The sequence below is a fragment of the Pseudomonas sp. YA1 genome (genome assembly GCF_058680555.1).
Genome location: NZ_JBZWBG010000029.1, coordinates 52,495 through 75,453 on the forward strand (window position 1 = coordinate 52,495; position 22,959 = coordinate 75,453).

The window sequence follows — 22,959 nt, forward strand, 5'->3', positions numbered from 1 at the left end:
ATCCGATGAACTGCGTTCTGCCAGCGGCTGGCGGGAATTTCCGCTGGATACCTCCCGTGAAGGCCGCCTGGATTCGTGACTCCAGCGCAAATGAATTTGCTCGATTCGGGTCTTAATCGAAGAGATGTAAGCCGCCACACTGCGCTTCATTCGAGCCATCCCGCCCACGGAGCGCAGCCATGTCTTCCACCATCCACCCCCTCCCGTCCTTCGGTCTCGGCACCTTCCGCCTTACCGGCCAGGTCGTCGTCGACTCGGTGCGCAGCGCCCTCGAGCTGGGTTATCGCGCCATCGATACCGCGCAGATCTACGGCAACGAGGCGGATATCGGACGGGCGATCGCCGAGAGCGGCGTACCGCGTTCCGAGCTGTTCCTCACCACCAAGGTCTGGGTCGACAACTACGCCCGCGAAAAGCTGCTCGCCAGCCTGCGCGAGAGTCTGGAGAAACTGCGCACCGACCGGTTGGACCTGGTCCTGATCCATTGGCCGGCACCCGGCAACGGCGTCGAGCTGGCGGAGTACATGGCGGCGCTGGCGGAAGCCAAGTCCCTGGGCCTGACCCGGCGGATCGGCGTCTCCAACTTCAACATCGAGCTGACCCGCCAGGCCATCGCCGCGGTCGGTGCGGGCGAGATATCCACCAACCAGATCGAACTCAGCCCTTACTTGCAGAACCGCGCGCTGACCGCCTACCTCGAGGAGCAGGGCATCGCGGTCACCTCGTACATGACCCTGGCCTACGGCAAGGTGCTGAAGGACCCGACGCTGGCCGGGATAGCCGCCAGGCACCGGGCCACGGTCGCCCAGGTGGCGCTGGCCTGGGCGATGCAACTGGGCTACGCGGTGATCCCGTCCTCGACCCGCCGCGAGAACCTCGCCAGCAACCTGCTGGCGCGCGACCTGCGCCTGGACGCCGAGGACATGGCGCGCATCGCCGGCCTCGAGCGTAACGGCCGCGAGGTCAGTCCGCAGGGCCTGGCGCCGGCCTGGGACTGAGAACCGCGTCGAGGGTCCGCCGCGCGGAGGCTCCGGTCGCGCGGTCGGTTCAGAGCTCGATGCGGTATTCGATCACGCCCGGCTTGTCCGCCACCCAGTCGTACAGGCGCTGCGCCCTGTGGTTGCTTTCCTGGGTATGCCAGTAGAGCCGCGCGCAGCGACGTTCCTCGGCCTGCCGGCGGACGTACTCGATCAACTGCTTGCCGATCTGCTGGCCGCGCACGTCGGGCGAGACATAGAGGTCTTCCAGGTAGCAGACGTCCTGTGCCGCCCAGGTCGAGCGGTGGTAGAGGAAGTTGACGATGCCATGCAGGCGGCGACCGTCGCTGGCCACCGCGCAGTGCATCGGTTCGCCCTCGTCGAAGAAGCGCCGCCAGGTGGCCTCGGTGGTCTGTGCCGAGAGTTCGACTTCATAGAACGCCTGGTAGGCCTTCCAGTGTTCGAGCCACTGCTCGAAGTCCTCGTGTGCCACGGGGCGTACCGATACCAGTGTGTGCAGGGATTGCATCCAGTGCTTCCTTCTTTGGCTTGATGGGGCGATCCGGCGGAGGCCGGGACCGAGGGTCTTGACCCGGGTGTTTTTATAGCCGCCTAATGGCTTGCCATATCCCACCAATTAGATGATCGAGGGCAGACCATTTGTTCAGGCAATCACTGCTCGAATCGGTCAAGGCGCGCCTCCTCCATCCACAGCTCCAGGCCCTGCCGCTGCATGCGCGGATCCAGCGCGCGATCCGCCAACTGATCCTCGACGGTGCCCTGGCGCCGGGCAATCCGTTGCCGGCCTCGCGGGCGCTGGCGCAGTCGTTGGGGGTATCCCGCGACACCGTCGAAGCGGCCTATTCGCGCCTGCATGCCGAGGGTTTCATCGAGCGTCGGGTCGGCAGCGGCAGCGTGGTCGCCGCGGCTACCCGGCTGTCCCCCGGCCGGCGCGGCGCGGGCGCTCCACGGCGGGTCGGCGGCGCGCCGCGACTGAGCCGGCGTGGCGAGGCGATGCAGGCTGGCGGCGGGGTTCGCGAGCAGCTCGTCCCGCTCCCCTTCGCTCCCGGCGTGCCGGAGACCCGCACCTTTCCCCTGGCGACCTGGGAGCGCCTGCAGCGCCAGGTCCTCAAGGAATATGGCGCGCGCGCCCTGACCCACGGCGACCCGCAGGGCGCCGAGCCGCTGCGCCAGGCGATCGCCGACTACGTCAACCTGGAGCGCGGCGCACGGGCCACGGCCGACCGGGTACTGGTGCTGACCAGTTCGCAACAGGCGCTGGGTCTTTGCGCCAGCGTGCTGCTCGACGCCGGCGAGCGGATATTCGTCGAGGACCCGGCCTACTACGGCGCGCGCAAGGCCTTCGAGGCCGCCGGCCTGGAGTGCCTGCCGGTCCCGGTCGACGAACAGGGCCTGCGGCCCGAGCCGATCCTCGCCCAGCCGCAGGCGGCGCGGGCGCTGTGCCTGACCCCGTCGCACCATTACCCGACCGGCGTGACCCTGTCGCTGGAGCGTCGCCTGGCGCTGATCGAATGGGCGCAGCGGCAGCAGGCATGGATCATCGAGGACGACTACGACAGCGAGTTCCACTACGCCGGCCGGCCCACCGCCTGCGTGCAAGGCCTGGACGCCCACGAGCGGACGCTCTACATCGGCACGTTCACCAAGTCGCTGTTTCCCGGCCTGCGCATTGGCTACATGGTCCTGCCGCCGGCGCTGGTGGCACCGATGACCGTCGCCCGCTCCCTGCAGGACGGGCACAACGCCTCGCTGGCGCAACTGACCCTGGCGCGCTTCATCGCCGGCGGCCACTTCGGCGCCTACGTGCGCGGCATGCGCAACCTCTACGGCGAGCGCCTGGGATTCCTCGCGGAGCGGGTAGGCAAGCGTCTGGGCGGCCTGGTCGAGCCGCGCGTGCCGGCCGGCGGGCTACAGATGCCCGGGCTGCTCTGCGCGGAAATCGACGAAACGCGCGCCATCGCGGCGGCATACCGCGCCGGTGTCGAGCTGGTCGGGCTCAGCGCCCTGCATCTCGCCGCGCCACCGCGAGCGGGTTTCCTGATGGGCTTCGCCGCCTACACCACGGACGAGCTGGAGGCGGCGGTCGGGGTCCTCGCGAAGACCCTGCGCGCTTTGCGTGCGAATCCCTAGGCCGCCGGCAAGCGCTCAGTCGCGCAGGGCGTAGACGTAGGCATCGACCTGGGCGCCGTCGGCCAGCGTTACCCGGGTCGCCACGCGCCGGTATTCGGTGCCTTCGAATTCATCCAGCGCGGGCCAGTGCTCGGCGAGGCGGTCGGAGACGAACACATGGCCGTGGATTTCCTCGCCGTCGGCGTCGATCGCCAGGCCCGGAAAGCCCATCCCGGCGCCCCAGCCCTTTTCCAGCAGGCGACCGCGGAGGCTGGCCGCCTGCCATTGCCCGCCGATCTTCTGCATCAGGTGTTCGTTGGGACGGCCGGGGCCGAGGCTGCCGTAGACGAAGAGTCGCTGCATCGATAACTCCCTTGAACGGAACAGCGCGGGCGCAAGACGCGAAGCCTTCCGCCCGCGCCTTTCACTTGCTTGCCAGCGGTGGAGTACGCGGCGGCACGATACGCCGCGAGCCGGTCGACTCGAAGGCCGCGGCGAAGCGCAGCAGCGCCGAGTCGTCGTAGGCGCGGCCGGCGAAGGTCAGGCCCACCGGCATGCCGATGTCGGCCATCACCCCCATCGGTACGGTGACCGTCGGCACGCCGAGGTGGCGGATGGCGAGGTTGCCGTTGGCGACCCAGACACCGTTGCTCCAGGCGATGTCGGCCGAGGCCGGGTTGACGTCGGCGTCCGCCGGGCCGACGTCGGCGACGGTGGGGAAGAGCACGGCGTCCAGGCGCAGGCGTCGCATCCACTCCTCGAGGTCGATCCGCCGGGTTTCCTCGAGGCCGCGCAGGCCATCGGGGAGGGTCGCGATCCGGTCCCAGGGCTTGATGCCGCGCTCGGCCATCCGCACGTATTCGTCCATGCCGGCGGCCAGGTCGCCCTCGCGGTTGGGCAGGGTGCCGGGGTCGTGGGGGAAGATCTGCGGGCCGTCGACATCCGCCAGGCGGTTCAGCTTCGGATCGCCATTGGCGCGCAGGAAGTCGTCGAAGCCCCAGGCCGAGAGTTCCCACAGCTCGTCGTGGAGGAATTCCTTCGACACCAGGCCGCGGTTGAACACGGTGGGCGCGCCGGGTCGGTCGCCCTCGCAGTTCGACACCAGCGGGAAGTCCACCTCGATCACTTCGGCGCCGGCGGCTTCCAGGGCCTTGCGCGCCTGTTCCCAGAGGGCGATGACCGAGGGCCGGGTATGGATGCGCTGGCCGGTCGGGCCGCCGATCCCGGGGGACTCGCTGGTGCCCGCATCGGGGTCGGCGTTGATGAACATGCGCGGCACGCCGAAGCGCTTGCCGGCCAGGGCCTCGGCGCCTGCGGCCAGGGCCGGGTAGCTCGCCGGGCGCACCTCGGAGGCCTTGGGGATCGGCACCCAGGGCTGCATGCGCCAGAGGTCGCCGCGGGTATCGGGATCGTCGGCGACCACTACGTCGAGGATTTCCAGCAGGTCGGCCATGCTCCGCGCATAGGGCACCACCACGTCCATGGTCGGCGTCAGCGGCCAGTTGCCGCGCACCGAGATCACCCCGCGCGAAGGGGTGTAGGCGCACAGGCCGTTGTTCGACGCCGGGCCGCGCCCGCTCGACCAGGTTTCCTCGGCCAGGCCGAAGGCGGCGAAGCTGGCCGCGGTGGCGGTGCCGGCGCCATTGGAGGACCCCGAGGCGAAGGGCGCGGTGAGGTAGGCGGCATTGTACGGGCTCTCCGCGCGGCCGTAGACGCCGCGCTGCATGCCGCCGTTGGCCATGGGCGGCATGTTGGTCTTGCCCAGGCAGATCGCCCCGGCGGCGCGCAGGCGCTCGACGGTGAAGGCATCGCGCTGGGCCACCAGGTCCTTGAACGCCGGGCTGCCGGAAGCCGCGGTGAGGCCCTTGACCAGGTAGCTGTCCTTGGCGGTGTAGGGAATGCCGTCCAGCGGACCGAGGGTCTCGCCACGCGCCCGGCGGGCGTCGGAGGCCTGCGCTTCGGCCAGCGCATCGGGATTGCGCACCACCACCGCGTTCAGCGCGGTTGGCGTGCCGGGCGCATCGTAGGCGTCGATCCGCGCCAGGTAGGCCTGGACCAGTTCGACCGCCGTGGTACGACCGGACTCGAGCGCGTCACGCAGCTCGGCGATGGAAACCTCGGTGACCTCGATCATGCTGTCACCGCCTGGCGAATGGAGACGGGGAGACCGTTAGCGACGCTCATCATCGTTCCTCTTGTTCTCTGCTTGCTGCGACGGGGCGGACCTTAGCCCGGCGCCGGAAGCGCCAGTGTACCAACTTGGCCGGTGGCGGCGCTGTCCGGCCGGCGTGTCGCGACCGTTCCCGGCCAGGCCCGGCCTCAGGGCTGCCGGGGAGGGTTGGTAGTGCTGAAGATGTAGCGCGCGAAGCGCCATTGGCCGTCGTTTTCGCGGTGCAGGAGGAACACCTCCTGGTTGGCCTCGGCGCCTGCGGGAGCGTCGACGCCGAGCACTTTCACCGTGCCGTTGGAGCGGGTCCGGGCGAAGGCCCAGTCCGGGCCCAGCGGACGGATCTCGTCGATGCTGAAGTCGATGTCCAGGCGGATCTTCGCGAACACCTGCCGGTAGGCCGCGCGTACCGCCTCGCGGCCTACCGCGGGCAGGCTGTGTTGCGGCATGAACACCGGGTCGCGGGCATAGAGCTTCATCACCGCGTCGACGTCGGAGGCATTCAGTGCCTGTTCATAGCGTTCCAACTGCCGGGTGACGGCAGTCTCGACGTTGGTATCCGGGGCCGCTGTGGCGGTGTGCGCCGCGAACGGCGAGAGGCTGGCGAACAGGAACGGAAGCGCCAGTCGGGCAAGGGGAATACGGAGCATGGTCGGTTCTCCTCTAGACACGGACGACGAACTTGCCGAACGCGCGATTGGCCTCCATGAGGCTGTGGGCGCGGGGCAGGTCGTCGAAGTCGAAGGCGGCGGAGAGCAGAGAGGGCAGGCGGCCGGCGGTCCGTTCCCGCACCACCCAGCCCAGTGGCGACTCGCCCAGGTCCATGTACGCGCCTCCGAGCAGGCCGCTGGGGAAGAAGCTCAGGCGGGTCGCGCCGGGCAGGTCCTGCATCAACTGGAACTGTTCGAGCAACGGCGGGCCGCCGAGCAGACCGATCACGCACACCGAGCCGAACGGGCGCAGGCAGCGGACGCTGTCGCGCAGGGTTGGCGCGCCGACCACCTCGAGCGCGGCGTCCACGCCTTCCGGCGCCGCCGCGAGTATCGACGCGCAGAGTTCGCCGTCGTCGATGAACACCTGGTCGGCGCCCAACTGCCGCAGGCGCGCCGTGTGCTCCGCGCTGCGGGTACTGGCTAGCACCCGCAGGCCGCGTGCCTTGGCGTAGGTCAGGGCGGCCAGGCCGACCGAAGAGGTGGCGCCGCGTACCAGCAGGGTCTGCCCAGGCTGGATCGCCAGGCTGCGATCCAGGGCGCCCCATACGGTCAGGTAGGCCTGTGGCAGCGCCGCCAGCTCTTCCCAGGACAGTTCGCTGTCCGGCAAGGCCACCACATTGCTGCGCAGGACCGTGACCTCTTCCGCGTAGCTGCCGTTGCGGCTGAACTGCATGCCGCCCATCGCGGTGGCGACCCGCTGGCCGACCCGGAATTGCCCGGCCGGGTCCTGAAGGACTTCGCCGACCGCTTCGATACCGGGTACCACCGGCCCGGCGATCGGCCCCATCTTGCCGGCGCGCCGGTAGAGTTCGGCGCGGTTCAGGCCGAAGGCACGCACGCGTATCCGTACTTCGTTGGCGTTCGGTTCGGGCGAGGCGATGTCGTGCAGGCGCAGGACTTCCGGGCCGCCAGGCTGTTCGATGACGTAGGCTTTCATGTCGGTGGCTCCTCAGGCGCGCGGCTGGTTGGTGGCGAAGAGATAGCGGTGGATCTTCCAGTGGCCGTGTTCGCGCCGGAACACGAACAGCTCGTTGTTGCCCTCCGCGATTTCCACGTCTTCGGCCAGGAGGCGGGTGCGGCCGGCCGAACTGGTGCGGGCCCAGGCCCAGTCGCCGATGACCTCGACCTCGTGGATGTCGAAGCGGATCTGCAACTTGATACTGGCGAACACTTGCTGGTAGCCGGCGCGGACTGCCTCGCGGCCGACCAGGGCCGGGGCGTGCTGCGGCATGAATACCGGCGCTTCGCCGTAGAGATCGAGGATGGCGTCGATGTCGTTGGCGTTGAGGGCGGTCTCGTAGGATTGCAGGATGGACTGGATGGTCATGGTCGGTATCTCCGTGGTGGGCCACCGTCGATGGTGGGCGAGTCCGACTTTCCTCCTTTCGAATTCGGTATAAAACTTACAGGATAGAGAGTTTATCTATCATTCATGAGAGGGATGCATGGACCTCAATGCGCTCCGTATGTTCGTCGGCGTCGTTCAGGCGGGCAGCCTGTCGGCTGCAGCCGCACGCCTTGAGATACCGCTGCCGACGCTCAGCCGACGGGTCCGCGAGCTGGAGCACCAGCTCGCCGTGCAACTGCTCGAGCGTTCGGTCCGCGGCACGCGGCTGACCGAGGCGGGCATGCGTCTCTACGAGAACGCCGCGCGCGGTGTCGAGATACTGCACGAGGCGGAGCAGGCCCTGGCGTCGGACCAGGCGCGTCTGAAGGGACGCCTGCGGTTGTCGTTGCCGCCCGGCTTCGAACCCTGGTGGGAGCTGCTGGGGGTGTTCCAGCGGCGCTATCCGGATATCCGCGTGCAGGTGTTCACCTCCGAGCGGCGCATCGATCTCGTCGAGGATGGGGTCGACGTGGCCCTTCGGGTCGGCGCGGTTGCCCATGAGGCGATGGTGGCGCGCCGCCTCTTCGCCTATCGCCACGTTCTGGTGGGTAGCCCGCGCCTGCTTGAACGCGAGGGTGGAATGGAAACGCTGGACGACCTGCGCCGTTTCCCGGTCGGCATGTGGTACCCGGGCGGCAGCGGCGAGGGCGCCTGGCTGCTCGGTGGCCAAGCGGTCAAGCCGCGGATCGTGCTGGCGACCAATGACTACGCGCATCTGCGTGCCCGCGCCGTGGATGCCGAACTGGTCACCGAGCTACCACCGTTCATGGCTGCCGCCGCGGTGCGTGCGGGGCAACTGATCGAGTTGCTGCCTGAGCACCCCTTGCCGGAGCAGGAGATCCACTTGCTCTATCCGTCGCACCGGCATCCGTCGACGATCGTCAGGTGCTACCTGGATTTCTGCCAGCAGCACCTGGACCTGCTGCACGACGCCTGTCGGCTGGACGGCCCTGCGCCTGGCGCGGGGTAGGACGCTGGCGTCAGCGTCGTCGCGCCAGGCGCGCGACGACGGGGAGCAGCGCCAGACCGAGTACGGCGAGGGCCGCTGCGACGAAGCCGATTCGTTCCAGGCCGAGAGTCGCGATGGTCTCTCCGCCAAGTAGCGCGCCGAGGCCGATCCCGGCATTGGCGGCGGCGACGTTGCTGGTCGCGGCCAGCGCCTGGGCATGCTGCACCGAGCGCATCACGCGCACCTGGCAAACCGGATAGAGCGCGGTATTGGCCACGCCCCAAAGCGCCAGTGCGAGGCAGAACAGGAGCGGCTGGCCGGCCAGGGGGACGCTGGCGGCCATGCCGAGCGCGAGCAGGACGAGGAACAGTGCGGTGGCGCGCAGCGGCGAGCGGTCGACCAGCCTGCCGCCGAGCCAGTTGCCGAACAGGCCTACCGCGCCGAAGCCCATCAGCCACCAGCCGATCCGCGCCGGAGTGATCCCGGCGATACGTTCGAGGATATCGGCCAGGTAGGTGTATGAAACGAACATGGCACTGAACACCAGCACCGACAGCGCGACATTGGCGAGGAACAGCGGTTCGCCGAATATCCGCGCCTGCCGGCGCAGATCGAGACGTTCGCCACGGTCCACGGCGGGCATGAACAGGACGAGGGCGACGGCCATCAGCAGCGACAGCCCGGCGAGTATCCAGAAGGCGCCGCGCCAGCCGATGCCGTTGGCGGCCAGGGTGCCGAGCGGAATGCCCAGCAGGAGCGCGCAGGAAATGCCCAGGTAGACCCTGGCGATGGCCTGCCCGGCGCGCTCGGTACCGGCCAGTTGCGCTGCCGTTTCGCTGGCGGTGCCCCAGAACACCGGCAGCATCAGCGCCGGCACGAAGCGGGCGACGGCGAGCAGCCTGAGGTCGGTCGAGAGCGCGGCGAGGCCGTTGGACAGGGCGAACACCAGCAGGATGGCGACGAACAGCGGCTTGCGTGGCAGGTGGGCGAGCACGGCGGTCAGCGGCGGCCCGAAGAGCATCACGGTAAAGGCGAACAGGGTCACCAGCCGGCCTGCCGCGGAGATGGATATCTGCAGGTCGCGGGCCAGGCTCGGCAACAGGCCGACGATGAGAAATTCGGTGGTAACGATGAGAAACGCGGAGAAGGCCAGGATCGCGACGCTCAGTGTGGAGCGAGGGGCGGCGGCCGGAACGGGGCTGGTGAAGACGGTCATGGAAGCGGCATTCCTCGAATGGAAGGCCGCCATGCTATTGATTCTCCGAATTCCTATCCCTGGCGTTTTTTCCTCTATGCGAGGAATCAAATTCATTAATTGCCCAAGATGTGGCCGGAGGGGATGAGGCTGCGGCCAAGCACGTCGAGCAGGGCGCCGACCTTGGGCAGGTTTTCACGTCGCTTCTGCCAGGCCAGGTTGATCGACAGGCCGTCGCTGGCCAGTTGTGGCAGGACCTCGCGCAGGCGCCCGCTCTCCAGATGCCGGCTGACCAGCCAGGTCGGCAATTGGCCGATGCCGTGGCTGGCAAGCAGTGCCTGCACCACGCCCTCGCCATCGCCTATCGCGATCCGCGTCGGCATCACCCGTCGTTCCAGCTCGCCTGGCTGGTGTCCCGGGAAGTTCCAGGGGGTGGTCAGGCCATCGCCCTGGCCGTACAGCACGCAGTCGTGAGCGGCCAGCTCTTCCACATCGCGGGGCTCGCCGTGTGCGGCGAGGTAGGCCGGCGCGGCACAGAACACCAGGCGCTGTGCGCCGAGGTAGCGGTGACCGAGGGTTTCCGGCCAGATATCCGGACCGCCTATGCGCACCAGGATATCGATGCCCTGGCTGACGGGGTCGATGAAGTCGTCGCTGAAGGAGATATGTGGCACGAGCAGCGCGTGGCGCCTGGCGAAGTCGAGCACCACCGGTAGCACGTGCAGGCGCCCGTAGGAAGCAGGCAGGTCGAGACGGATGCGTCCGCCTGTCTGGTGGTGCTCGGCGTGCAGCGCCAGCTCGGACTCTTCGAGGTCGCCGAGCACACGCGAACAGGTGCGGTAGAACGTCGTGCCGGCGTCGGTCAGCGCCAGTCGACGAGTGGTCCTCTCGAACAGGCGCAGGCCGAGGCGGTCTTCCAGCCGGGCAATGGCCTTGCTCACCGCCGAGGCGGTCAGGTGCAGTCGCTCCGCCGCCGCGCTGAAGCTGCCGGCTTCGGCGACGCAGACGAAGACGTCTATGCCTTTCAGACGTTCTGAGGAAAACACCGCGACCTCTCGCGAAGGGGGATGATGCGCGCCATGTTCGCCGAAGCGCGGCGTCGGAGAAAGTCCGCGGGCTGTCGCCGGCCGCCGGCGAGGCGTAAGGTGCGGCGTCGGGGGGACCATTTCACGCTGGGGAATCGTCATGACGAATCATCGTACCGCGCTGGTCACCGGCGCCACCCGTGGCATCGGCCTGGCCCTGGCCAGGCGCTTGGCGGCCTCCGGCTGGCGCGTAGTGGGCATCGCCCGCCATGCCAGCGACGACTTTCCTGGACGTCTGCTGTGCTGCGACCTGGCCGATCCTGCGCAAACCGCCGAGACGCTGCGCGGATTGCTCTCGGAAAGCGCCGTGGATGCGTTGGTCAACAACGCCGGGATCGCCCTGCCGCAAAGCCTGGAGAACCTCGACCTGGCCGCTCTGCAACAGGTCTTCGACCTCAACGTACGGGTCGCCGTGCAGCTTGCCCAGGCCTGCCTGCCGGGGCTCAAACGTTCGCCGGCGGGCCGCATCGTCAACCTGTGCAGCCGGGCGATCCACGGCGCCCGCGAACGCACCGCCTACGCCGCGGCGAAGAGCGCGCTGGTCGGGGTGACTCGCACCTGGGCGCTGGAGCTGGCGCCGCTGGGCATCACGGTCAACGCGGTGGCGCCCGGGCCGATCGAGACCGAACTGTTCCGCCAGACTCGCCCGGTCGGCGGCGAGGAGGAGCGGCGGATTCTCTCGACCATCCCCATGCAGCGGCTCGGGCGGCCGGACGAAGTGGCCGCGCTGATCGAGTTCCTGCTCAGCGAGGGCGCTTCGTTCGTCACCGGCCAGGTGATCGGCGTCGACGGCGGTGGCAGCCTGGGCGGTCGTTGAGGCCGGGGCTCAGATCCGGCGGCTGCGCAGCAGTAGCCAGAGCAGGTAGAAACCGCCGAGCAGGCCGGTCATCAGGCCGATCGGCAGGTTGGCGACGTATGCCAGGCGCTGGCCGAGCAGGTCGGCGGCCAGCAGCAGGACCGCGCCCATCAATGCGCCGGACAGCAACGGCACCCCGGCCGAGCGGGTCAGGCGCCGGGCCAGTTGCGGGCCGGCCAGGGCGATGAAGGCGATGGGGCCGGCCGCGGCGGTGGCGATGGCGGTCATGCCGACGGCGACCAGGACCATCTGCAAGCGCACGCGCTCCACCGCCACGCCGAGCTGGGCGGCGCTGGCATCGCCCAGCTCCAGCACCTCCAGGCGTCGACCGTGGTACAGCGCCAGCGGCACGCTGGCGAGCAGGCCCAGCGCTGCCGGGACGACGTGCGACCAGGTCCGGGTGTTCAGCGAGCCGGCCAGCCAGAGCTGGGCGTACATCGCCTGGTCGAGGTTGCCGGTGACCAGCAGCAGGCTGTTCAGGCCCGACAGGCTGGCGCCGACACCGATGCCCACCAGCACCAGGCGGTAGCCGCCGGCGGTGGCGCCCCGGCGCGCCAGCAGCACCACCGCCAGCGCCGTGCACAGGCCGGCGGCCAGCGCCGCCAGCGAGGTGGCCAGCGGGCCGGCATCGAACAGGATGATCTGCACGATGGCGCCGCTGGCGGCGCCGGTGGTGAAACCGATGACGTCGGGCGAGCCCAGCGGATTGCGCGAGATCGACTGGAAGATCGCCCCGGCCATGCCCAGCGCGGCGCCAACCAGGCAGGCGGTGAGCACCCGTGGCAGGCGCACGCGCTGGACGATGCGCTGGGCGGTGGGGTCCTGGCCCTGGCCGAGCAGGCTGGCGAACACCTCTGCCGGGCCCAGCGCCAGGCTGCCGGTCCCCAGCAGGGCCGCCGCCAGCGCCAGCCCGATCCCCGCGAGGACCAGGCAGGCCAGCGCCGCCCGTGGCCGCCAACGCAGCGACAGGGAACCCAGGCGCAGGGCGTGGAGGCCGTTCACAGGCGACTCAGGCGGAAGCGCCTGACCAGGACGATGAAGGCCGGCCCGCCGAGCAGCAAAGCGACGATTCCGGCGGCGATCTCCGCCGGCGCCGCCAGCAGCCGCCCGAGGATGTCGGCGCCGAGCAGCAGGCCGGCGGCGATCAGCGCCGAGAAAGGCAGGATCCAGCGCTGGTCCGGCCCGGCCAGCAACCGCGCGAGGTGCGGGGCGACCAGGCCGACGAAGGCGATCGGCCCGGCCAGGGCGGTGGCCGCGCCGGCCAGCAGCATCACCGCCAGGCAGGCGAGCAGCCAGGTCAGGCGCAGGTCGACGCCGAGCGCCTGGCCGATCTCCTGGCCCAGGGCCAGGGCATTGAGCCTGGCGGCGAGGGCGAAGGCGGCGGCCAGCCCGGCGCCGATGGCCAGGCCCGGCCATCCGAGCAGGGCGAAGCCGCTGCCGGAAAGCGAGCCGGCGGCCCAGTGGCGGAAGCGGTCGAAGACTTCCGGCGGGGCGTTCAGCACGATGATTCCGGTCAGCGAGGCGAGCATCACCGACAAGCCGGCACCCGCCAGCACCAGGCGCACCGGGTTGGTGCCGGTCTCGCGGGCCTGGCCGAGAAGGAATACGGCGATGCCGGCCAGGCCGGCGCCGAGGAAGGCGCAACCGAGGTACTGGCCCATGCTCGCCAGGTCGAACAGCGCGACCCCGACGATCACCGCCAGCGCCGCGCCGGCGTTGATTCCCAGCAGGCCGGGTTCGGCCAGCGGATTGCGCGTCAGCGCCTGCATCAGCGCGCCGGCCACTCCCAGTGCCGCACCGGCCAGCAGCGCCACCAGGGTGCGCGGCAGACGCAGTTCGCGTACCACCAGGTGGCGATCATCGTGCGGATCGACGGCTTGCAGGGCATCCAGGGTGACCGCCAGGGGCACCGGCCGCGAGCCCAGCGCCAGGCTGGCCAGGGCCGCCAGCGCGAGCAGCAGCGCGCCGGCGAGCAGGCCCCAGGCGCGCAGGCGCCGGCGGCGCATCGGGGACGCCTGCATGGGTGGATTTCCGGCGAACGGGCGCATGGCTCAGCGGAAATGGCGGGCGACGTTGTCGATCATCTGCCGCCCCGAGTAGTAGTCGATGCGGAAGGAACTGGGGCCCAGGGCGTACACGCGCTTTTCGCGCACTGCCGACAGGTTGGCCAGCACCGGGTCGGCGAGGAACGCCTGCACGTCGTCGTCGCTGGCGCCGAGCAGGAACACGCTGTCGCCGGCGATCGCGGCGGGCAGGTTTTCCCGCGAGATAAACTGGAAGTCCGAGGCGCGCGTCACCTTGCCCGCCAGCGCCTCCGGCAGTTCCGCCACCTGGAAGCCGAGGGCTTCGAGCAGGCGTGCCTGGGGGCTGGCCTGGCGGCCGATGGAATAGCTGCCGGCGATGTTGTAGCCGACCACGCTGACCGGGCCCTGCGGCGGCGCGATGGCCGCGGCGACTTCGGCGGTGTAGGCGTCGAAGCGCTGGATGGCGGCCTGCGCCTGGCGTTCCAGGCCGGTGTGCCGGCCCAGCTCGGTAGCCAGTTCCTGCCAGCTGTGTTTCGAGTAGTCGACCACCAGCGTCGGTACGCCCTGCGCCTCCAGCTCCGCACGGTATGGCGCGGCGCTGTCGGCGCCGGTGGCGGAGGCGACCAGCAGGTCCGGATCCTGGGCGATCACCGCTTCGATGTCGAAGCGCAGGTTGCGGTAGAGCACCTCGACGCCACGCTGGTCGGCGACCTTCGCCCATTGCGAGAAGAAGCCCTTGGCGTCGGTCAGGCGACTTGGCGTGGTGGCGGCGCTGGCCACCAGCGGCGCGTCCATCGCCAGCAGGATGCCGGTGACGCTCGGGGTGGTGGAGACGATCCGCGCCGGCTTCGTCTCCCCGGCCGCGGCGAGGGTGGCGAACAGGCTCAGGGCGAGGGCGAGAGGCGGCAGGGCGGAGCGGCGGCGGGTCGGCATGAAGGCTGTTTTCGCTGTAGGGGAAGCCGGGCGGACGGATTCATATGATAATGCTTCTCATGCAGTATATTCCATAATGTAGAATCGATTCCACACATTCGAGCCATTCTTATCCAGGAACCTCCCATGACCCATCGCCTGCACGCGGACGCCGTGACCTTGCGTCGCGACGCGCGGACCGTTTCGCGGAATCTCTCGCTGGCCATCCCCGAGGGTTCGTTCAGTGTGATCGTCGGGCCCAACGCCTGCGGCAAGTCGACCCTGCTGGCGGCATTGTCGCGCCTGTTGGCGCCGGCCGAGGGCCGGGTGGTGCTGGATGGCAGGGATATCCACAGCCTGCCGGGGCGGGAAGTGGCGCGGCGTCTCGGCCTGCTGCCGCAGAGCGCGCTGGCGCCGGATGGCATCACGGTGGCCGAGCTGGTGGCGCGCGGGCGCTATCCGCACCAGTCGTTCCTGCGCCAGTGGTCGCCGGCGGATGAGCGCGCGGTAGCGGCGGCGCTACGCGCCACGCGGGTCGACGGCCTGGCCGAGCGACCGCTCGACGCGCTCTCCGGCGGCCAGCGGCAACGCGTGTGGATCGCCATGGTGCTGGCGCAGGAAACCCCGTTGCTGCTGCTCGACGAGCCGACCACCTACCTGGATATCGTCCACCAGATCGAATTGCTCGAACTGCTCGCCGAGCTGAATCGCCAGGGGCGCACCATCGTCGCCGTGCTGCACGACCTCAACCAGGCCTGCCGCTATGCCTCGCACCTGATCGCCATGCGTGACGGCGCGATCCTCGCCGAGGGCGCGCCGGCGCATATCTTCACCGAGCGTCTGGTGGAGGAGGTGTTCGGCTTGCGCTCGTTGATCATCGCCGACCCGGTCAGCGGCACGCCGCTGCTGGTGCCGCGCGGGATCGCCGCCGACGCGCCGGGCTGAGGTGGCTCAGCGCGGCGGCGGCCGCATGCCGGGGTGGAGTACCAGGCCACCGGTGGACTGGTTGACCTGCAGCGCCTCGTGGAACAGCGCGTCGCGGTCTTCCGCCGACTGCAACTGGCCGAGATCGGTCACCGTGGTCATGGCGCAGACGATCTCCTGCTGGGCGTCGAACACCGGCGCCGCCTGGCCGGTGACATTCGACAGCAGGTGGCTGGTCAGTTCGGCCCAGCAGCGCTCACGCACCTCGTCGAGCAGCGCGCGGCTCGGCGGGCTGCCGCGGAAGTGCGCCGGTTGCTGCTTGCGCGCGGCGTCGACCACGGCCTTCGGCAGGAAGGCCTGGAACACCAGGCCGCAAGCGGTATTGTCGATGGGCAGGATATCGCCCAGGGCCAGCGGGTTGATCGAGAAATAGGCGCTGCGGTACCAGCGCACCAGGGTCGGGCCGCGCTCGGTCCAGATCGCCACCCCGCCGCTGGCGGCATGCCGTTGGGCCAGGGCCTTCATGTGGCGGGCGGCGATATCCACCGCGTCGATCCGCTTCAGCGCGCCTATGCCGATGCTCAGCGCCGCCGGCCCGAGGTCGTAGAGACCGCTGAGCGGGTCCTGGCGGGCCAGGCCTTCCTTCACCAGGCTCTGCAGGTAGCGGTGCGCGGTGGAGCCGCCGGTGCCGGTGCGCCGGGCCACTTCGCCGAGGGCTAGCTCGCCTTCGGCGTTGGCCAGGGTCTTCAGGAAGCGCGCGGCGATGGACACCGACTGGATGGTGCCGGAGCGCTTTTCGCCCGGGGCGTCCGGCATCTCGTCCGCCGGGGGCTGCGAAGTATTCAACGGCTCGGTCTCCTCACCACGGTTGATCCATAGGCTTCGGTCCGCGCTGCGGTGGCGCGGGCGGCGCCCATGATACCGATTCCCCGGGGCGGTGGGGCGCCGCGGAAGGGACGGGTGTAGGAGATTTCATATTTCGCAATGAGGAATCTATTCCCCATTGAGGAATGTTCTGGTGACGTGATAGCCTGAATGGAAAAGAGAGTCATTCCCATTTGGAGAAGATCCTTGAACGCCCGCACGCACCGCACGCTCAACCGGGGAATCGGCGTCGTCACGCTGTCCACCCTGCTCGCCTCGCCATCGGCACTGGCCCGGGAAAACCCGCCCGCCGAGGACGAACCCGCCGCCCTCAAGGCGCTGGTCGTGACCGGCGAGAAACGTGAACGCTCGCTGAAGGACACGGCGTCCTCGGTATCGCTCACCAGCGCCCGCGACATCGACCGCAAGCAGACCGGCAACGCCTCGGTCGCCGAGGTGATCAATGGCAGTCCCAACGTGGTCTACACCGACTCGGTGGGCGCGCCGATCATCCGCGGCCAGGACACCCAGGGCCCGAACAACGGGCAGAACGTGTTCTGGGGCGGCACAGTGCCGCGGGCGACGATCAACCTCGATGGCCACTACCTGAACTACAACGAGATGTTCTTCGGCGCGACCTCGGTCTGGGACGTCGACAGCATCGAGGTGTTCCGCGGCCCGCAGACCACCTCCCAGGGCGCCAACGCCATCGCCGGGGCGATCATCGTCAACACCAAGGACCCGACCTTCAGCCCCGAGGCTGCCTACCAGGCGGAGATCGGCAGCTACCATTCGCGGCGCAGCTCGATCGCAGTGTCCGGCCCGCTGGCGCAGGACTTCGCCGGGCGCCTGGCGGTGGACTACGCGGGCCGCGACACCTTCATCGACTACGACAACCCGAAGTTCCAGGACAGCGGCACCGACCAGGACTTCCGCGCCCTCAACGCGCGCGCCAAGCTGCTCTGGCTGCCCAGCGGAATTCCGGGCCTGGAGAGCAAGTTCACCTTCTCCCACAACGACAGCAACCGTCCGACCCAGGAAGCGGCGACCCGCCCGTTCGACAAGCTCGACCATCGCTCGACCACCATGCCCAGCTGGGAGCAGGACACCAACACCAGCATCCTCGACGTCGCCTATGACCTCGACAACGGCATCCGCCTGTTCAACCAGGCGCAGTACTCGCTGTCCTCGGTGCACCGCACCACCGGCGCGGGCGGCGAGGGCGACGCCGACATCCGCCAGAAGAACGCCTCCAACGAATCGCGGGTCAGCTTCGGCGAGCAGGAGGACCGGATCAGTGGCATGGGCGGGGTCTACTACGCCCGCACCCGCACCGACGAGACACTGCACCTGCGCGGGCTGTCGGCCTTCGACGACACGAAGAAGAACCTCGGTGTGTTCGGCGAGCTGAACTACCGCCTGAGCGACCGCTGGACCCTGACCACCGGCCTGCGCTACCAGGAGGATCGCATCGAGCGCAGCGGCAACTCGGTGCTGGCGCCGCGTCCGCTGGACTACCAGAAGACCTTCTCGGCCTTCCTGCCGAAAGTCTCCCTGGCCTTCGCCGCGACCCCGGACTGGACCGTCGGCGGCCTGGTCAGCCGCGGCTACAACCCCGGGGGCGTGTCGCTCAACCTGACCACCCGCAACTGGGCCTACTTCAAGGAAGAAACCATCTGGAACTACGAACTGTTCACCCGCGCCAGCCTGCTCGACGGCCGCCTGCTGCTGAACGGCAACCTGTTCTTCATGGATTTCAAGGACGCCCAGTACAACATCCCGGTGGTGGTTTCGCCGGGGGTGGCGCAGTCGTACACCATCAACGCCGAGAAGGCCCACGCCTACGGCATGGAGCTGGACCTCGACTATCGCCTGCGCGACGACCTGCGGCTGAAGGCCAGCGCCGGCGTGCTACGCACCCGGATCGACGAGATGTCCGGCAATACCGGCTACGAGCACAACGAGTTCGCCCGCTCGCCGGGCTATACCCTCAGCTTCGGACCGAGCTGGGACGTCACCGAGCGCCTCAACCTGAACGCCCAGGTGCGCTACCTGGACGGCTACTACTCGGACACCGCCAACACCAAGGCCTACTCGATCAAGGCCTACACCCTCACCGACGCCCGCGCCAGCTACCGCTTCAACGACCAGGTGCAGCTCTATGGCTACGTGAAGAACGTGTTCGACGACCGCTCGCCCACCTACATGCAGGAAAACCGGGGGATCGGCGGCATCGAGGCGAGCATGACGCAGCCGCGGACCCTCGGCATCGGCATCAAGGGCACCTTCTAGGCGCCCCGAGAAGCCGGCCCCGCGCAGGGCCGGCCCAGCCCCAGAGCCCATACAGGAGATTGGCACGATGAGTACCCCGAAACGCTTGCACATCGGCATGTCGCTGGCCCCCACCTGGCTCAGCGGCGATGCCTGGCGGCGCCCCGACAGCAATATCGAAGGCATCTTCGGCAGCGATTTCGCCGTCGACATCGCCAGGCGCTCCGAAGCCGCCCACCTCGACTTCGTGTTTCGCCCGGACGTCAGCAGCCTGCCACTGGACGTGCTGGAGACCGGCTCCGGCTTCGCCAGCCTGGATCCCACCGTACTGCTTGCCGCGGTCGCCCGCGAAACCTCGCGGATTGGCCTGGTGTCGACGGTCTCCACCACGTTCTATCCGCCCTACGTGGTGGCCCGGCAGCTGCAATCGCTGCACTGGATCAGCAACGGCCGCGCCGGCTGGAACATCGTCACCGCGCTGCAGGGCCACGAGAACTTCGGCCTGGACGCGATGCCCGATGCGGAGCAGCGCTACGCGCGCGCCGCCGAGTTCACCCGGCTGGTGCACGACCTGTGGGACAGCTTCCCCCGCGAGGCACTCCTGGTCGACCGCGAGAGCGGCCGCTACGCCGACGTTTCCCGGGTGCACCCGGTCGACCACGACGGCGAATTCCTCAAGGTCAAGGGACCGCTCAACCTGCCGGCCTTCGGCGAGGCGCGGATTCCCCTGGTGCAGGCCGGCGCCTCCGAGAGCGGGCGCGACTTCGCCGCCTCGGTGGCCGACCTGGTGTTCGCGCCGACCCCGGACAAGGAGGCTGCCCTGGAACTGCGCCGCGACCTTTCCCGCCGCGCCGAACGCCACGGTCGCTCGCCGCGCGACGTGCGCCTGCTGCCGGGCTTCAGCCTGTACCTGGCGGAGAGCCGCGAGGAGGCGCGGGAAATCTTCATGCAGACCCACGCGCGCCTGGACCGCGCGCGCAAGTTCGCCACGATCAGGCAGATGCTCGGCCTCGACCTCAGCGACTGGCCGCTGGACCGGCCGATTTCCGCGGCCGACCTGCCGCCGCCGGTGGCCAACCCCGGCAGCCGCACCCACACCGACCTGCTGCGGCGCCTGATCGAGCGCGAGACGTTACGCCTGGACCAGTTGCTGCTGCGCCCCGAGGTGGTTTCCGCGGCGCACTGGCAGGTCATCGGTACGGTGGACGATGCCGTCGAGCAGATCGTCGACTGGGCCGCCGCCGGCGCCATGGACGGTTTCATCGCCGCGCCGGGAGGCTCGGTCGGCTCGCTGCGGCTGTTCCTCGAACAGGTGGTGCCGCGCCTGGTGGAAAAGGGGCTGTTCCGCGAGCGCTACAGCGCCACTACCTTCGCCGGGCACCTGGCGGAGGAATGATGGAAAGGGCCGGCGACGGCCGCGACCTGGCGGCGATGGCGAGCGAGTGACCGCCTGCGGTTGGCCGCCTGACGGGCCCGCTGTATCGCAGCACGCCATCCGACCGGTGGGGCGTGGTACAGGCGAGGGAGCCTCTGCCTTGGCGTAGATACCGTCGTACCCCGGGGATCATCCGGACAGGTCGCAGCCTGGGCAGCGCTGGCCGTCGGCAGGCCTGGCATTCTGCTGTTACAACCATCCATCCATTCCTGCGGAAACGAGTGAACTCAATCGCCCCGAGCGCTGTCTGTCAGCCGTCGGCCCAACCGGGCCAGGCACATGGCCCTTGGCCATGCGGTAGCCCCGTCCCGGTCGCGCGCTTGTCCATAACAATTCGACTGGCCGGCTTTTTCGCTCCCCTTTGCGGGTTTCGTTCTCTCGCCATGTGAAGATTGCCATGTCCCTATCCCGTCGCATCCCCGCCGCTCTTTCCCCGTTCCAGAACCGCGTCATCGGAGCCTGCCTGCTTGGCGGCCTGCTGGCGGCCGGCGCTCCGGCGCAGGCCGAGGAGGCGACCGGCAACGCGCGTTGGGTGAGCGACAGCCTGACCACTTTCGTGCGCAGCGGCCCCACCGACGGCTATCGCATCGTCGGCACGCTCACCTCCGGGCAGAAGGTCGAGCTGCTCGGCACCCAGGGCAACTACAGCCAGGTGCGCGGCGAGAACGGCAGCACCGTGTGGATTCCCAGCCGCGACTTGCAGGAGGTTCCCGGCCAGGCCGAGCGTCTGCCGCAACTGGAACAGAAGGTGGCCGCCCTGACCGCCGAGCTGGACGGCATCAACGACACCTGGAAGACCCGCGTGCAGGGCATGCAGGAAACCCTCGACACGCGCAAGAAGCTGATCGACGAATTGCAGGCGGCGCGCAGCAACCTGGACGCCGAACTCGGCAAGGCCCGCTCCGACCTGCGGGCGGTGCAGGCGCAACTGGGCGACGAGAACAAGCAGGTGCTGATGCGCTACATGGTCTACGGCGGCAGCATCGCCGGCGCCGGCCTGTTCGCCGGGCTGATCCTGCCGTCGCTGCTGCGGGTGCGGCGCAAGCGCAACGACAAGTGGTTCTGAGCCTCCGCCCGCGTCTCTGCGTTTCGTAAAGGAAGCCCCGCCGGCCGCGGGGCTGTATCGCAAGCGCGACCAGGGCTGAGGCGTCAGCCGCCCGGCGCAGTCGTCAAGCGCGGAAAATCAAAACCAGCCTTGAGCCTTGCCCCGTTAATGTCGGTGGGCTTTCCCTGTAGCGTTCCGGGCAGCGGCGCAACCCGTTCGGTCGCGCCCCGCCAGGAGCCTACGGAGGAAACCCATGCCCGCCCCGCACCAGCCAGCCCGCAACCCGACCGGGGAGTCCGACCCATGCCGCTAGCCCTGCTGCTCGCCATGGGCGCGTTCTCCCTGAGCCTGTCGATTTCCCCCGGTCCGGTGAACCTGACCATCGTCGCTTCCGGCGCCAACCATGGTTTCCGCCGGACCCTGCCGTTCGTCAGCGGCGCCACCCTCGGCTTCGTCCTGCTGCTGGCCTTCGTCGGCTTCTGGTTCGTCCGCACGATCGAGGCCTACCCGCGCTTCTTCGATTACCTGGGGATGGCCGGCGCGGCGTTCATCGCCCATGTCGGCTACCGCATCGCCACCGCGGATCCACGCCTGGCCCTTGAGGAAAACGGGGTCCCCGGGTTCTTCCAGGGCGTGCTCCTGCAATGGCTCAATCCCAAGGCCTGGATCGCCTGCGCTTCCGGCGTGGCCTTGTTCGCCAGCCCGAGCACGCACGCGCCGCTGCTGGTCTTCATGGCCATCTACCTGGTGGTCTGCTACCTCTCGCTGGCCGCCTGGGCACTGCTCGGCGACCGCGTGGCGCTGCTGCTCGACAGCCCCCGGCGGGTGCGCCTGTTCAATCGGGCGATGGGCGGCACCCTGGTGCTGACCGCCGGCTACATGCTCTACCTGCAACTCGCCGCTAGCTCGGGTTGAAGGCGTCGTAGAGGCGATTGATGAGGGTATAGGCGATGCTGCTGGCGGGTACGTTGGGCGGCCACACCGCATACACCTTCAACGGCTCCAGGCGCCATTCCGGCAGCACCGCGCGCAACTCGCCGCGGCGGATCGGCTCGTCGCTCAGGTAGGTCGGCGGCGCGGCCAGGCCGACGCCGAGGCGGGCCAGGCGGCAGGAGGCTTCGACGCTGTCGACGCGCACCCGCGGGGTGTAGTCGACGCGTACCTCCTCGTCGTCCCGCGCATGACGGAATAGCCGGCTGTCGGGGCGCATGCCGAGCCCGATCCATTCCAGCCGCTGCAGGTCGCGCGGGTGTTCCAGCGGCGCGTGCCGGGCCAGGAATGCCGGCGCCGCCACTACCTGGCGCGGCAGCAGGAACAGGTGACGGGCCTTCAGCGAGCTGTCCGGCAGGTCGCCGATGCGGAAGGCGATGTCGATGCCGTCGCCGATGATGTCGTGGCGGCTGTCGTCGCAGGCGATGCCGAGGTCGAGGTCGGGATGCTCCTCGATGAAGGCTGCCAGGTGACGGGTGAAGTCGCCGTTGACGAACACCGCGGGCATCGAGATGCGCAGGCTGTTGCGGGTCGAGACGGCGCGCTGGCGGAACTCGATGAAGCCCTTCTCGTAGAGTTCCAGCATGGAGCGGGCGGTGTCCAGCAACTGCGTGCCGTCCTGGGTCAGCGACAGCTTGCGGCTGTTGCGGTAGAGCAGCGCACGGCCCAGGTTCCGTTCCAGCCTGGACAGGTGCAGGCTGGCGGTCGCGGCGCTCAGGCCCAGCGCCTCGGCGCCGCCGGAGACGGAGCCGGTCTCGGCGATCTTGGCGAATACGATCAGGTAGCGGATGTCGTCGATCATGCGGTCTCTCGTCGCGGGGGCTGGGTGCATCCTGCGCGATGGCGGCCAGCCGGACAAGCGCGAGAGGTAGAGGGCAGCGGCGCTTTCCGGGCTTTTCAGCGCAGGCTCCAGAAGCCCAGGCGACCGAGGCTCGCCGCCAGTCGCAGGCGCGAGGTCTGCCAGTTGCCGAGGGCGCGGATGTGCTGGTCCTCGGCGCTGGCGTAGGCGGTCAGGGCGTTGAGCAGCTCGATCAT

General features: G+C 69.2%; 23 protein-coding genes. 9 read left to right on the forward strand and 14 right to left on the reverse strand.

All coding sequences use genetic code 11. The annotated features are described in order from the left end of the window. Positions 1-179 precede the first annotated feature (179 nt). On the forward strand, positions 180-998 hold the full coding sequence (gene dkgB / locus AC4OR5_RS29465) for a 2,5-didehydrogluconate reductase DkgB (protein WP_003118179.1): 819 nt from the start codon (positions 180-182) through the stop codon (positions 996-998). 49 nt (positions 999-1,047) lie between these two features. Here the strand turns inward: dkgB and AC4OR5_RS29470 are convergent, their stop codons facing one another. Beyond that, positions 1,048-1,506, reverse strand: a complete 459-nt coding sequence (locus tag AC4OR5_RS29470) for a GNAT family N-acetyltransferase (protein WP_003110534.1) — start codon at positions 1,504-1,506, stop codon at positions 1,048-1,050. Between the two features lie 131 nt (positions 1,507-1,637). Between AC4OR5_RS29470 and pdxR the strand changes: the two genes are divergently transcribed. Beyond that, positions 1,638-3,128 (forward strand): MocR-like pyridoxine biosynthesis transcription factor PdxR, encoded by a 1,491-nt coding sequence (gene pdxR / locus AC4OR5_RS29475; protein ID WP_031640048.1) that lies wholly within the window; start codon positions 1,638-1,640, stop codon positions 3,126-3,128. Between the two features lie 15 nt (positions 3,129-3,143). On the opposite strand, the gene AC4OR5_RS29480 is transcribed toward pdxR, so the two are convergent. The 5 genes from AC4OR5_RS29480 to AC4OR5_RS29500 all read right to left on the reverse strand — a co-directional run bounded on the left by AC4OR5_RS29480 (position 3,144) and on the right by AC4OR5_RS29500 (position 7,314). Then, positions 3,144-3,470 (reverse strand): gamma-glutamylcyclotransferase family protein, encoded by a 327-nt coding sequence (locus AC4OR5_RS29480; protein ID WP_003093540.1) that lies wholly within the window; start codon positions 3,468-3,470, stop codon positions 3,144-3,146. A gap of 61 nt (positions 3,471-3,531) precedes the next feature. Next, positions 3,532-5,241, reverse strand: coding sequence for an amidase (locus AC4OR5_RS29485; protein WP_003112050.1), 1,710 nt, complete (start codon positions 5,239-5,241; stop codon positions 3,532-3,534). A gap of 185 nt (positions 5,242-5,426) precedes the next feature. Next, positions 5,427-5,924, reverse strand: a complete 498-nt coding sequence (locus tag AC4OR5_RS29490) for a YybH family protein (protein ID WP_003121898.1) — start codon at positions 5,922-5,924, stop codon at positions 5,427-5,429. Positions 5,925-5,937: 13 nt separating this feature from the next. Next, positions 5,938-6,924 (reverse strand): zinc-binding alcohol dehydrogenase family protein, encoded by a 987-nt coding sequence (locus tag AC4OR5_RS29495; RefSeq protein WP_003121899.1) that lies wholly within the window; start codon positions 6,922-6,924, stop codon positions 5,938-5,940. Between the two features lie 12 nt (positions 6,925-6,936). Then, positions 6,937-7,314: a YybH family protein gene (locus AC4OR5_RS29500; RefSeq protein ID WP_003121900.1), complete on the reverse strand. Its 378-nt coding sequence runs from the start codon at positions 7,312-7,314 to the stop codon at positions 6,937-6,939. A 118-nt stretch (positions 7,315-7,432) separates the two neighbouring features. Between AC4OR5_RS29500 and AC4OR5_RS29505 the strand changes: the two genes are divergently transcribed. After that, on the forward strand, positions 7,433-8,344 hold the full coding sequence (locus AC4OR5_RS29505; protein WP_058156415.1) for a LysR family transcriptional regulator: 912 nt from the start codon (positions 7,433-7,435) through the stop codon (positions 8,342-8,344). Between the two features lie 10 nt (positions 8,345-8,354). Here AC4OR5_RS29505 and AC4OR5_RS29510 read toward each other — a convergent pair whose 3' ends face one another. Beyond that, entirely contained in the window at positions 8,355-9,539 is a 1,185-nt protein-coding gene (locus AC4OR5_RS29510) for an MFS transporter (RefSeq protein ID WP_003137524.1), read from the reverse strand. Between the two features lie 95 nt (positions 9,540-9,634). Continuing rightward, positions 9,635-10,564, reverse strand: coding sequence for a LysR family transcriptional regulator (locus AC4OR5_RS29515; RefSeq protein WP_003137526.1), 930 nt, complete (start codon positions 10,562-10,564; stop codon positions 9,635-9,637). A 139-nt stretch (positions 10,565-10,703) separates the two neighbouring features. Here AC4OR5_RS29515 and AC4OR5_RS29520 point away from each other — a divergent pair, with 139 nt between their 5' ends. Next, positions 10,704-11,420, forward strand: coding sequence for an SDR family oxidoreductase (locus AC4OR5_RS29520; protein WP_003137528.1), 717 nt, complete (start codon positions 10,704-10,706; stop codon positions 11,418-11,420). Positions 11,421-11,429: 9 nt separating this feature from the next. On the opposite strand, the gene AC4OR5_RS29525 is transcribed toward AC4OR5_RS29520, so the two are convergent. Genes AC4OR5_RS29525 through fepB form a run of 3 tightly spaced genes read right to left on the reverse strand, consistent with a single transcriptional unit; the run spans position 11,430 to position 14,416 of the window. Continuing rightward, positions 11,430-12,461: a FecCD family ABC transporter permease gene (locus AC4OR5_RS29525; protein WP_003129378.1), complete on the reverse strand. Its 1,032-nt coding sequence runs from the start codon at positions 12,459-12,461 to the stop codon at positions 11,430-11,432. Then, positions 12,458-13,480: a FecCD family ABC transporter permease gene (locus AC4OR5_RS29530; protein ID WP_023095181.1), complete on the reverse strand. Its 1,023-nt coding sequence runs from the start codon at positions 13,478-13,480 to the stop codon at positions 12,458-12,460. The genes AC4OR5_RS29525 and AC4OR5_RS29530 overlap by 4 nt, the downstream gene beginning before the upstream one ends. A 30-nt stretch (positions 13,481-13,510) precedes the next feature. Then, the gene (gene fepB, locus AC4OR5_RS29535; RefSeq protein ID WP_023108289.1) at positions 13,511-14,416 is read right to left on the reverse strand and encodes a Fe2+-enterobactin ABC transporter substrate-binding protein; all 906 of its coding nucleotides are present in this window, start codon (positions 14,414-14,416) and stop codon (positions 13,511-13,513) included. Between the two features lie 126 nt (positions 14,417-14,542). Between fepB and AC4OR5_RS29540 the strand changes: the two genes are divergently transcribed. After that, positions 14,543-15,340, forward strand: coding sequence for an ABC transporter ATP-binding protein (locus AC4OR5_RS29540; RefSeq protein ID WP_003093530.1), 798 nt, complete (start codon positions 14,543-14,545; stop codon positions 15,338-15,340). Positions 15,341-15,346: 6 nt separating this feature from the next. Here AC4OR5_RS29540 and AC4OR5_RS29545 read toward each other — a convergent pair whose 3' ends face one another. Beyond that, positions 15,347-16,135, reverse strand: a complete 789-nt coding sequence (locus tag AC4OR5_RS29545; RefSeq protein ID WP_003119004.1) for an IclR family transcriptional regulator — start codon at positions 16,133-16,135, stop codon at positions 15,347-15,349. 255 nt (positions 16,136-16,390) lie between these two features. On the opposite strand from AC4OR5_RS29545, the gene AC4OR5_RS29550 reads away from it, so the two are divergent. The 4 genes from AC4OR5_RS29550 to AC4OR5_RS29565 all read left to right on the forward strand — a co-directional run bounded on the left by AC4OR5_RS29550 (position 16,391) and on the right by AC4OR5_RS29565 (position 21,849). Beyond that, on the forward strand, positions 16,391-18,475 hold the full coding sequence (locus AC4OR5_RS29550) for a TonB-dependent receptor (RefSeq protein WP_058160493.1): 2,085 nt from the start codon (positions 16,391-16,393) through the stop codon (positions 18,473-18,475). A 67-nt stretch (positions 18,476-18,542) separates the two neighbouring features. Continuing rightward, entirely contained in the window at positions 18,543-19,850 is a 1,308-nt protein-coding gene (locus tag AC4OR5_RS29555; RefSeq protein ID WP_003104777.1) for an NtaA/DmoA family FMN-dependent monooxygenase, read from the forward strand. Between the two features lie 436 nt (positions 19,851-20,286). Then, positions 20,287-20,955, forward strand: coding sequence for a TIGR04211 family SH3 domain-containing protein (locus tag AC4OR5_RS29560; RefSeq protein WP_003104779.1), 669 nt, complete (start codon positions 20,287-20,289; stop codon positions 20,953-20,955). 282 nt (positions 20,956-21,237) lie between these two features. Then, on the forward strand, positions 21,238-21,849 hold the full coding sequence (locus AC4OR5_RS29565; RefSeq protein WP_058152069.1) for a LysE family translocator: 612 nt from the start codon (positions 21,238-21,240) through the stop codon (positions 21,847-21,849). Here AC4OR5_RS29565 and AC4OR5_RS29570 read toward each other — a convergent pair. Next, complete coding sequence (locus AC4OR5_RS29570; RefSeq protein ID WP_009313318.1) at positions 21,836-22,726, reverse strand: LysR family transcriptional regulator; 891 nt, start codon at positions 22,724-22,726, stop codon at positions 21,836-21,838. The two genes, AC4OR5_RS29565 and AC4OR5_RS29570, sit on opposite strands and share 14 nt — an antisense overlap. A gap of 95 nt (positions 22,727-22,821) precedes the next feature. After that, the coding region (locus AC4OR5_RS29575) for a hypothetical protein (protein WP_033974581.1) at positions 22,822-22,959 on the reverse strand (138 nt) is incomplete at its 5' end.

Bases quoted from the DNA above. Each gene is read 5' to 3' on its own strand.
- dkgB (WP_003118179.1), top strand. From the start codon at position 180: ATGTCTTCCACCATCCACCCCCTCCCGTCCTTCGGTCTCGGCACCTTC.
- AC4OR5_RS29470 (WP_003110534.1), bottom strand. From the start codon at position 1,506: ATGCAATCCCTGCACACACTGGTATCGGTACGCCCCGTGGCACACGAG.
- AC4OR5_RS29480 (WP_003093540.1), bottom strand. From the start codon at position 3,470: ATGCAGCGACTCTTCGTCTACGGCAGCCTCGGCCCCGGCCGTCCCAAC.
- AC4OR5_RS29485 (WP_003112050.1), bottom strand. From the start codon at position 5,241: ATGATCGAGGTCACCGAGGTTTCCATCGCCGAGCTGCGTGACGCGCTC.
- AC4OR5_RS29490 (WP_003121898.1), bottom strand. From the start codon at position 5,924: ATGCTCCGTATTCCCCTTGCCCGACTGGCGCTTCCGTTCCTGTTCGCC.
- AC4OR5_RS29495 (WP_003121899.1), bottom strand. From the start codon at position 6,924: ATGAAAGCCTACGTCATCGAACAGCCTGGCGGCCCGGAAGTCCTGCGC.
- AC4OR5_RS29500 (WP_003121900.1), bottom strand. From the start codon at position 7,314: ATGACCATCCAGTCCATCCTGCAATCCTACGAGACCGCCCTCAACGCC.
- AC4OR5_RS29505 (WP_058156415.1), top strand. From the start codon at position 7,433: ATGGACCTCAATGCGCTCCGTATGTTCGTCGGCGTCGTTCAGGCGGGC.
- AC4OR5_RS29510 (WP_003137524.1), bottom strand. From the start codon at position 9,539: ATGACCGTCTTCACCAGCCCCGTTCCGGCCGCCGCCCCTCGCTCCACA.
- AC4OR5_RS29520 (WP_003137528.1), top strand. From the start codon at position 10,704: ATGACGAATCATCGTACCGCGCTGGTCACCGGCGCCACCCGTGGCATC.
- AC4OR5_RS29530 (WP_023095181.1), bottom strand. From the start codon at position 13,480: ATGCAGGCGTCCCCGATGCGCCGCCGGCGCCTGCGCGCCTGGGGCCTG.
- fepB (WP_023108289.1), bottom strand. From the start codon at position 14,416: ATGCCGACCCGCCGCCGCTCCGCCCTGCCGCCTCTCGCCCTCGCCCTG.
- AC4OR5_RS29540 (WP_003093530.1), top strand. From the start codon at position 14,543: ATGACCCATCGCCTGCACGCGGACGCCGTGACCTTGCGTCGCGACGCG.
- AC4OR5_RS29545 (WP_003119004.1), bottom strand. From the start codon at position 16,135: ATGCCGGACGCCCCGGGCGAAAAGCGCTCCGGCACCATCCAGTCGGTG.
- AC4OR5_RS29555 (WP_003104777.1), top strand. From the start codon at position 18,543: ATGAGTACCCCGAAACGCTTGCACATCGGCATGTCGCTGGCCCCCACC.
- AC4OR5_RS29560 (WP_003104779.1), top strand. From the start codon at position 20,287: ATGTCCCTATCCCGTCGCATCCCCGCCGCTCTTTCCCCGTTCCAGAAC.
- AC4OR5_RS29565 (WP_058152069.1), top strand. From the start codon at position 21,238: ATGCCGCTAGCCCTGCTGCTCGCCATGGGCGCGTTCTCCCTGAGCCTG.
- AC4OR5_RS29570 (WP_009313318.1), bottom strand. From the start codon at position 22,726: ATGATCGACGACATCCGCTACCTGATCGTATTCGCCAAGATCGCCGAG.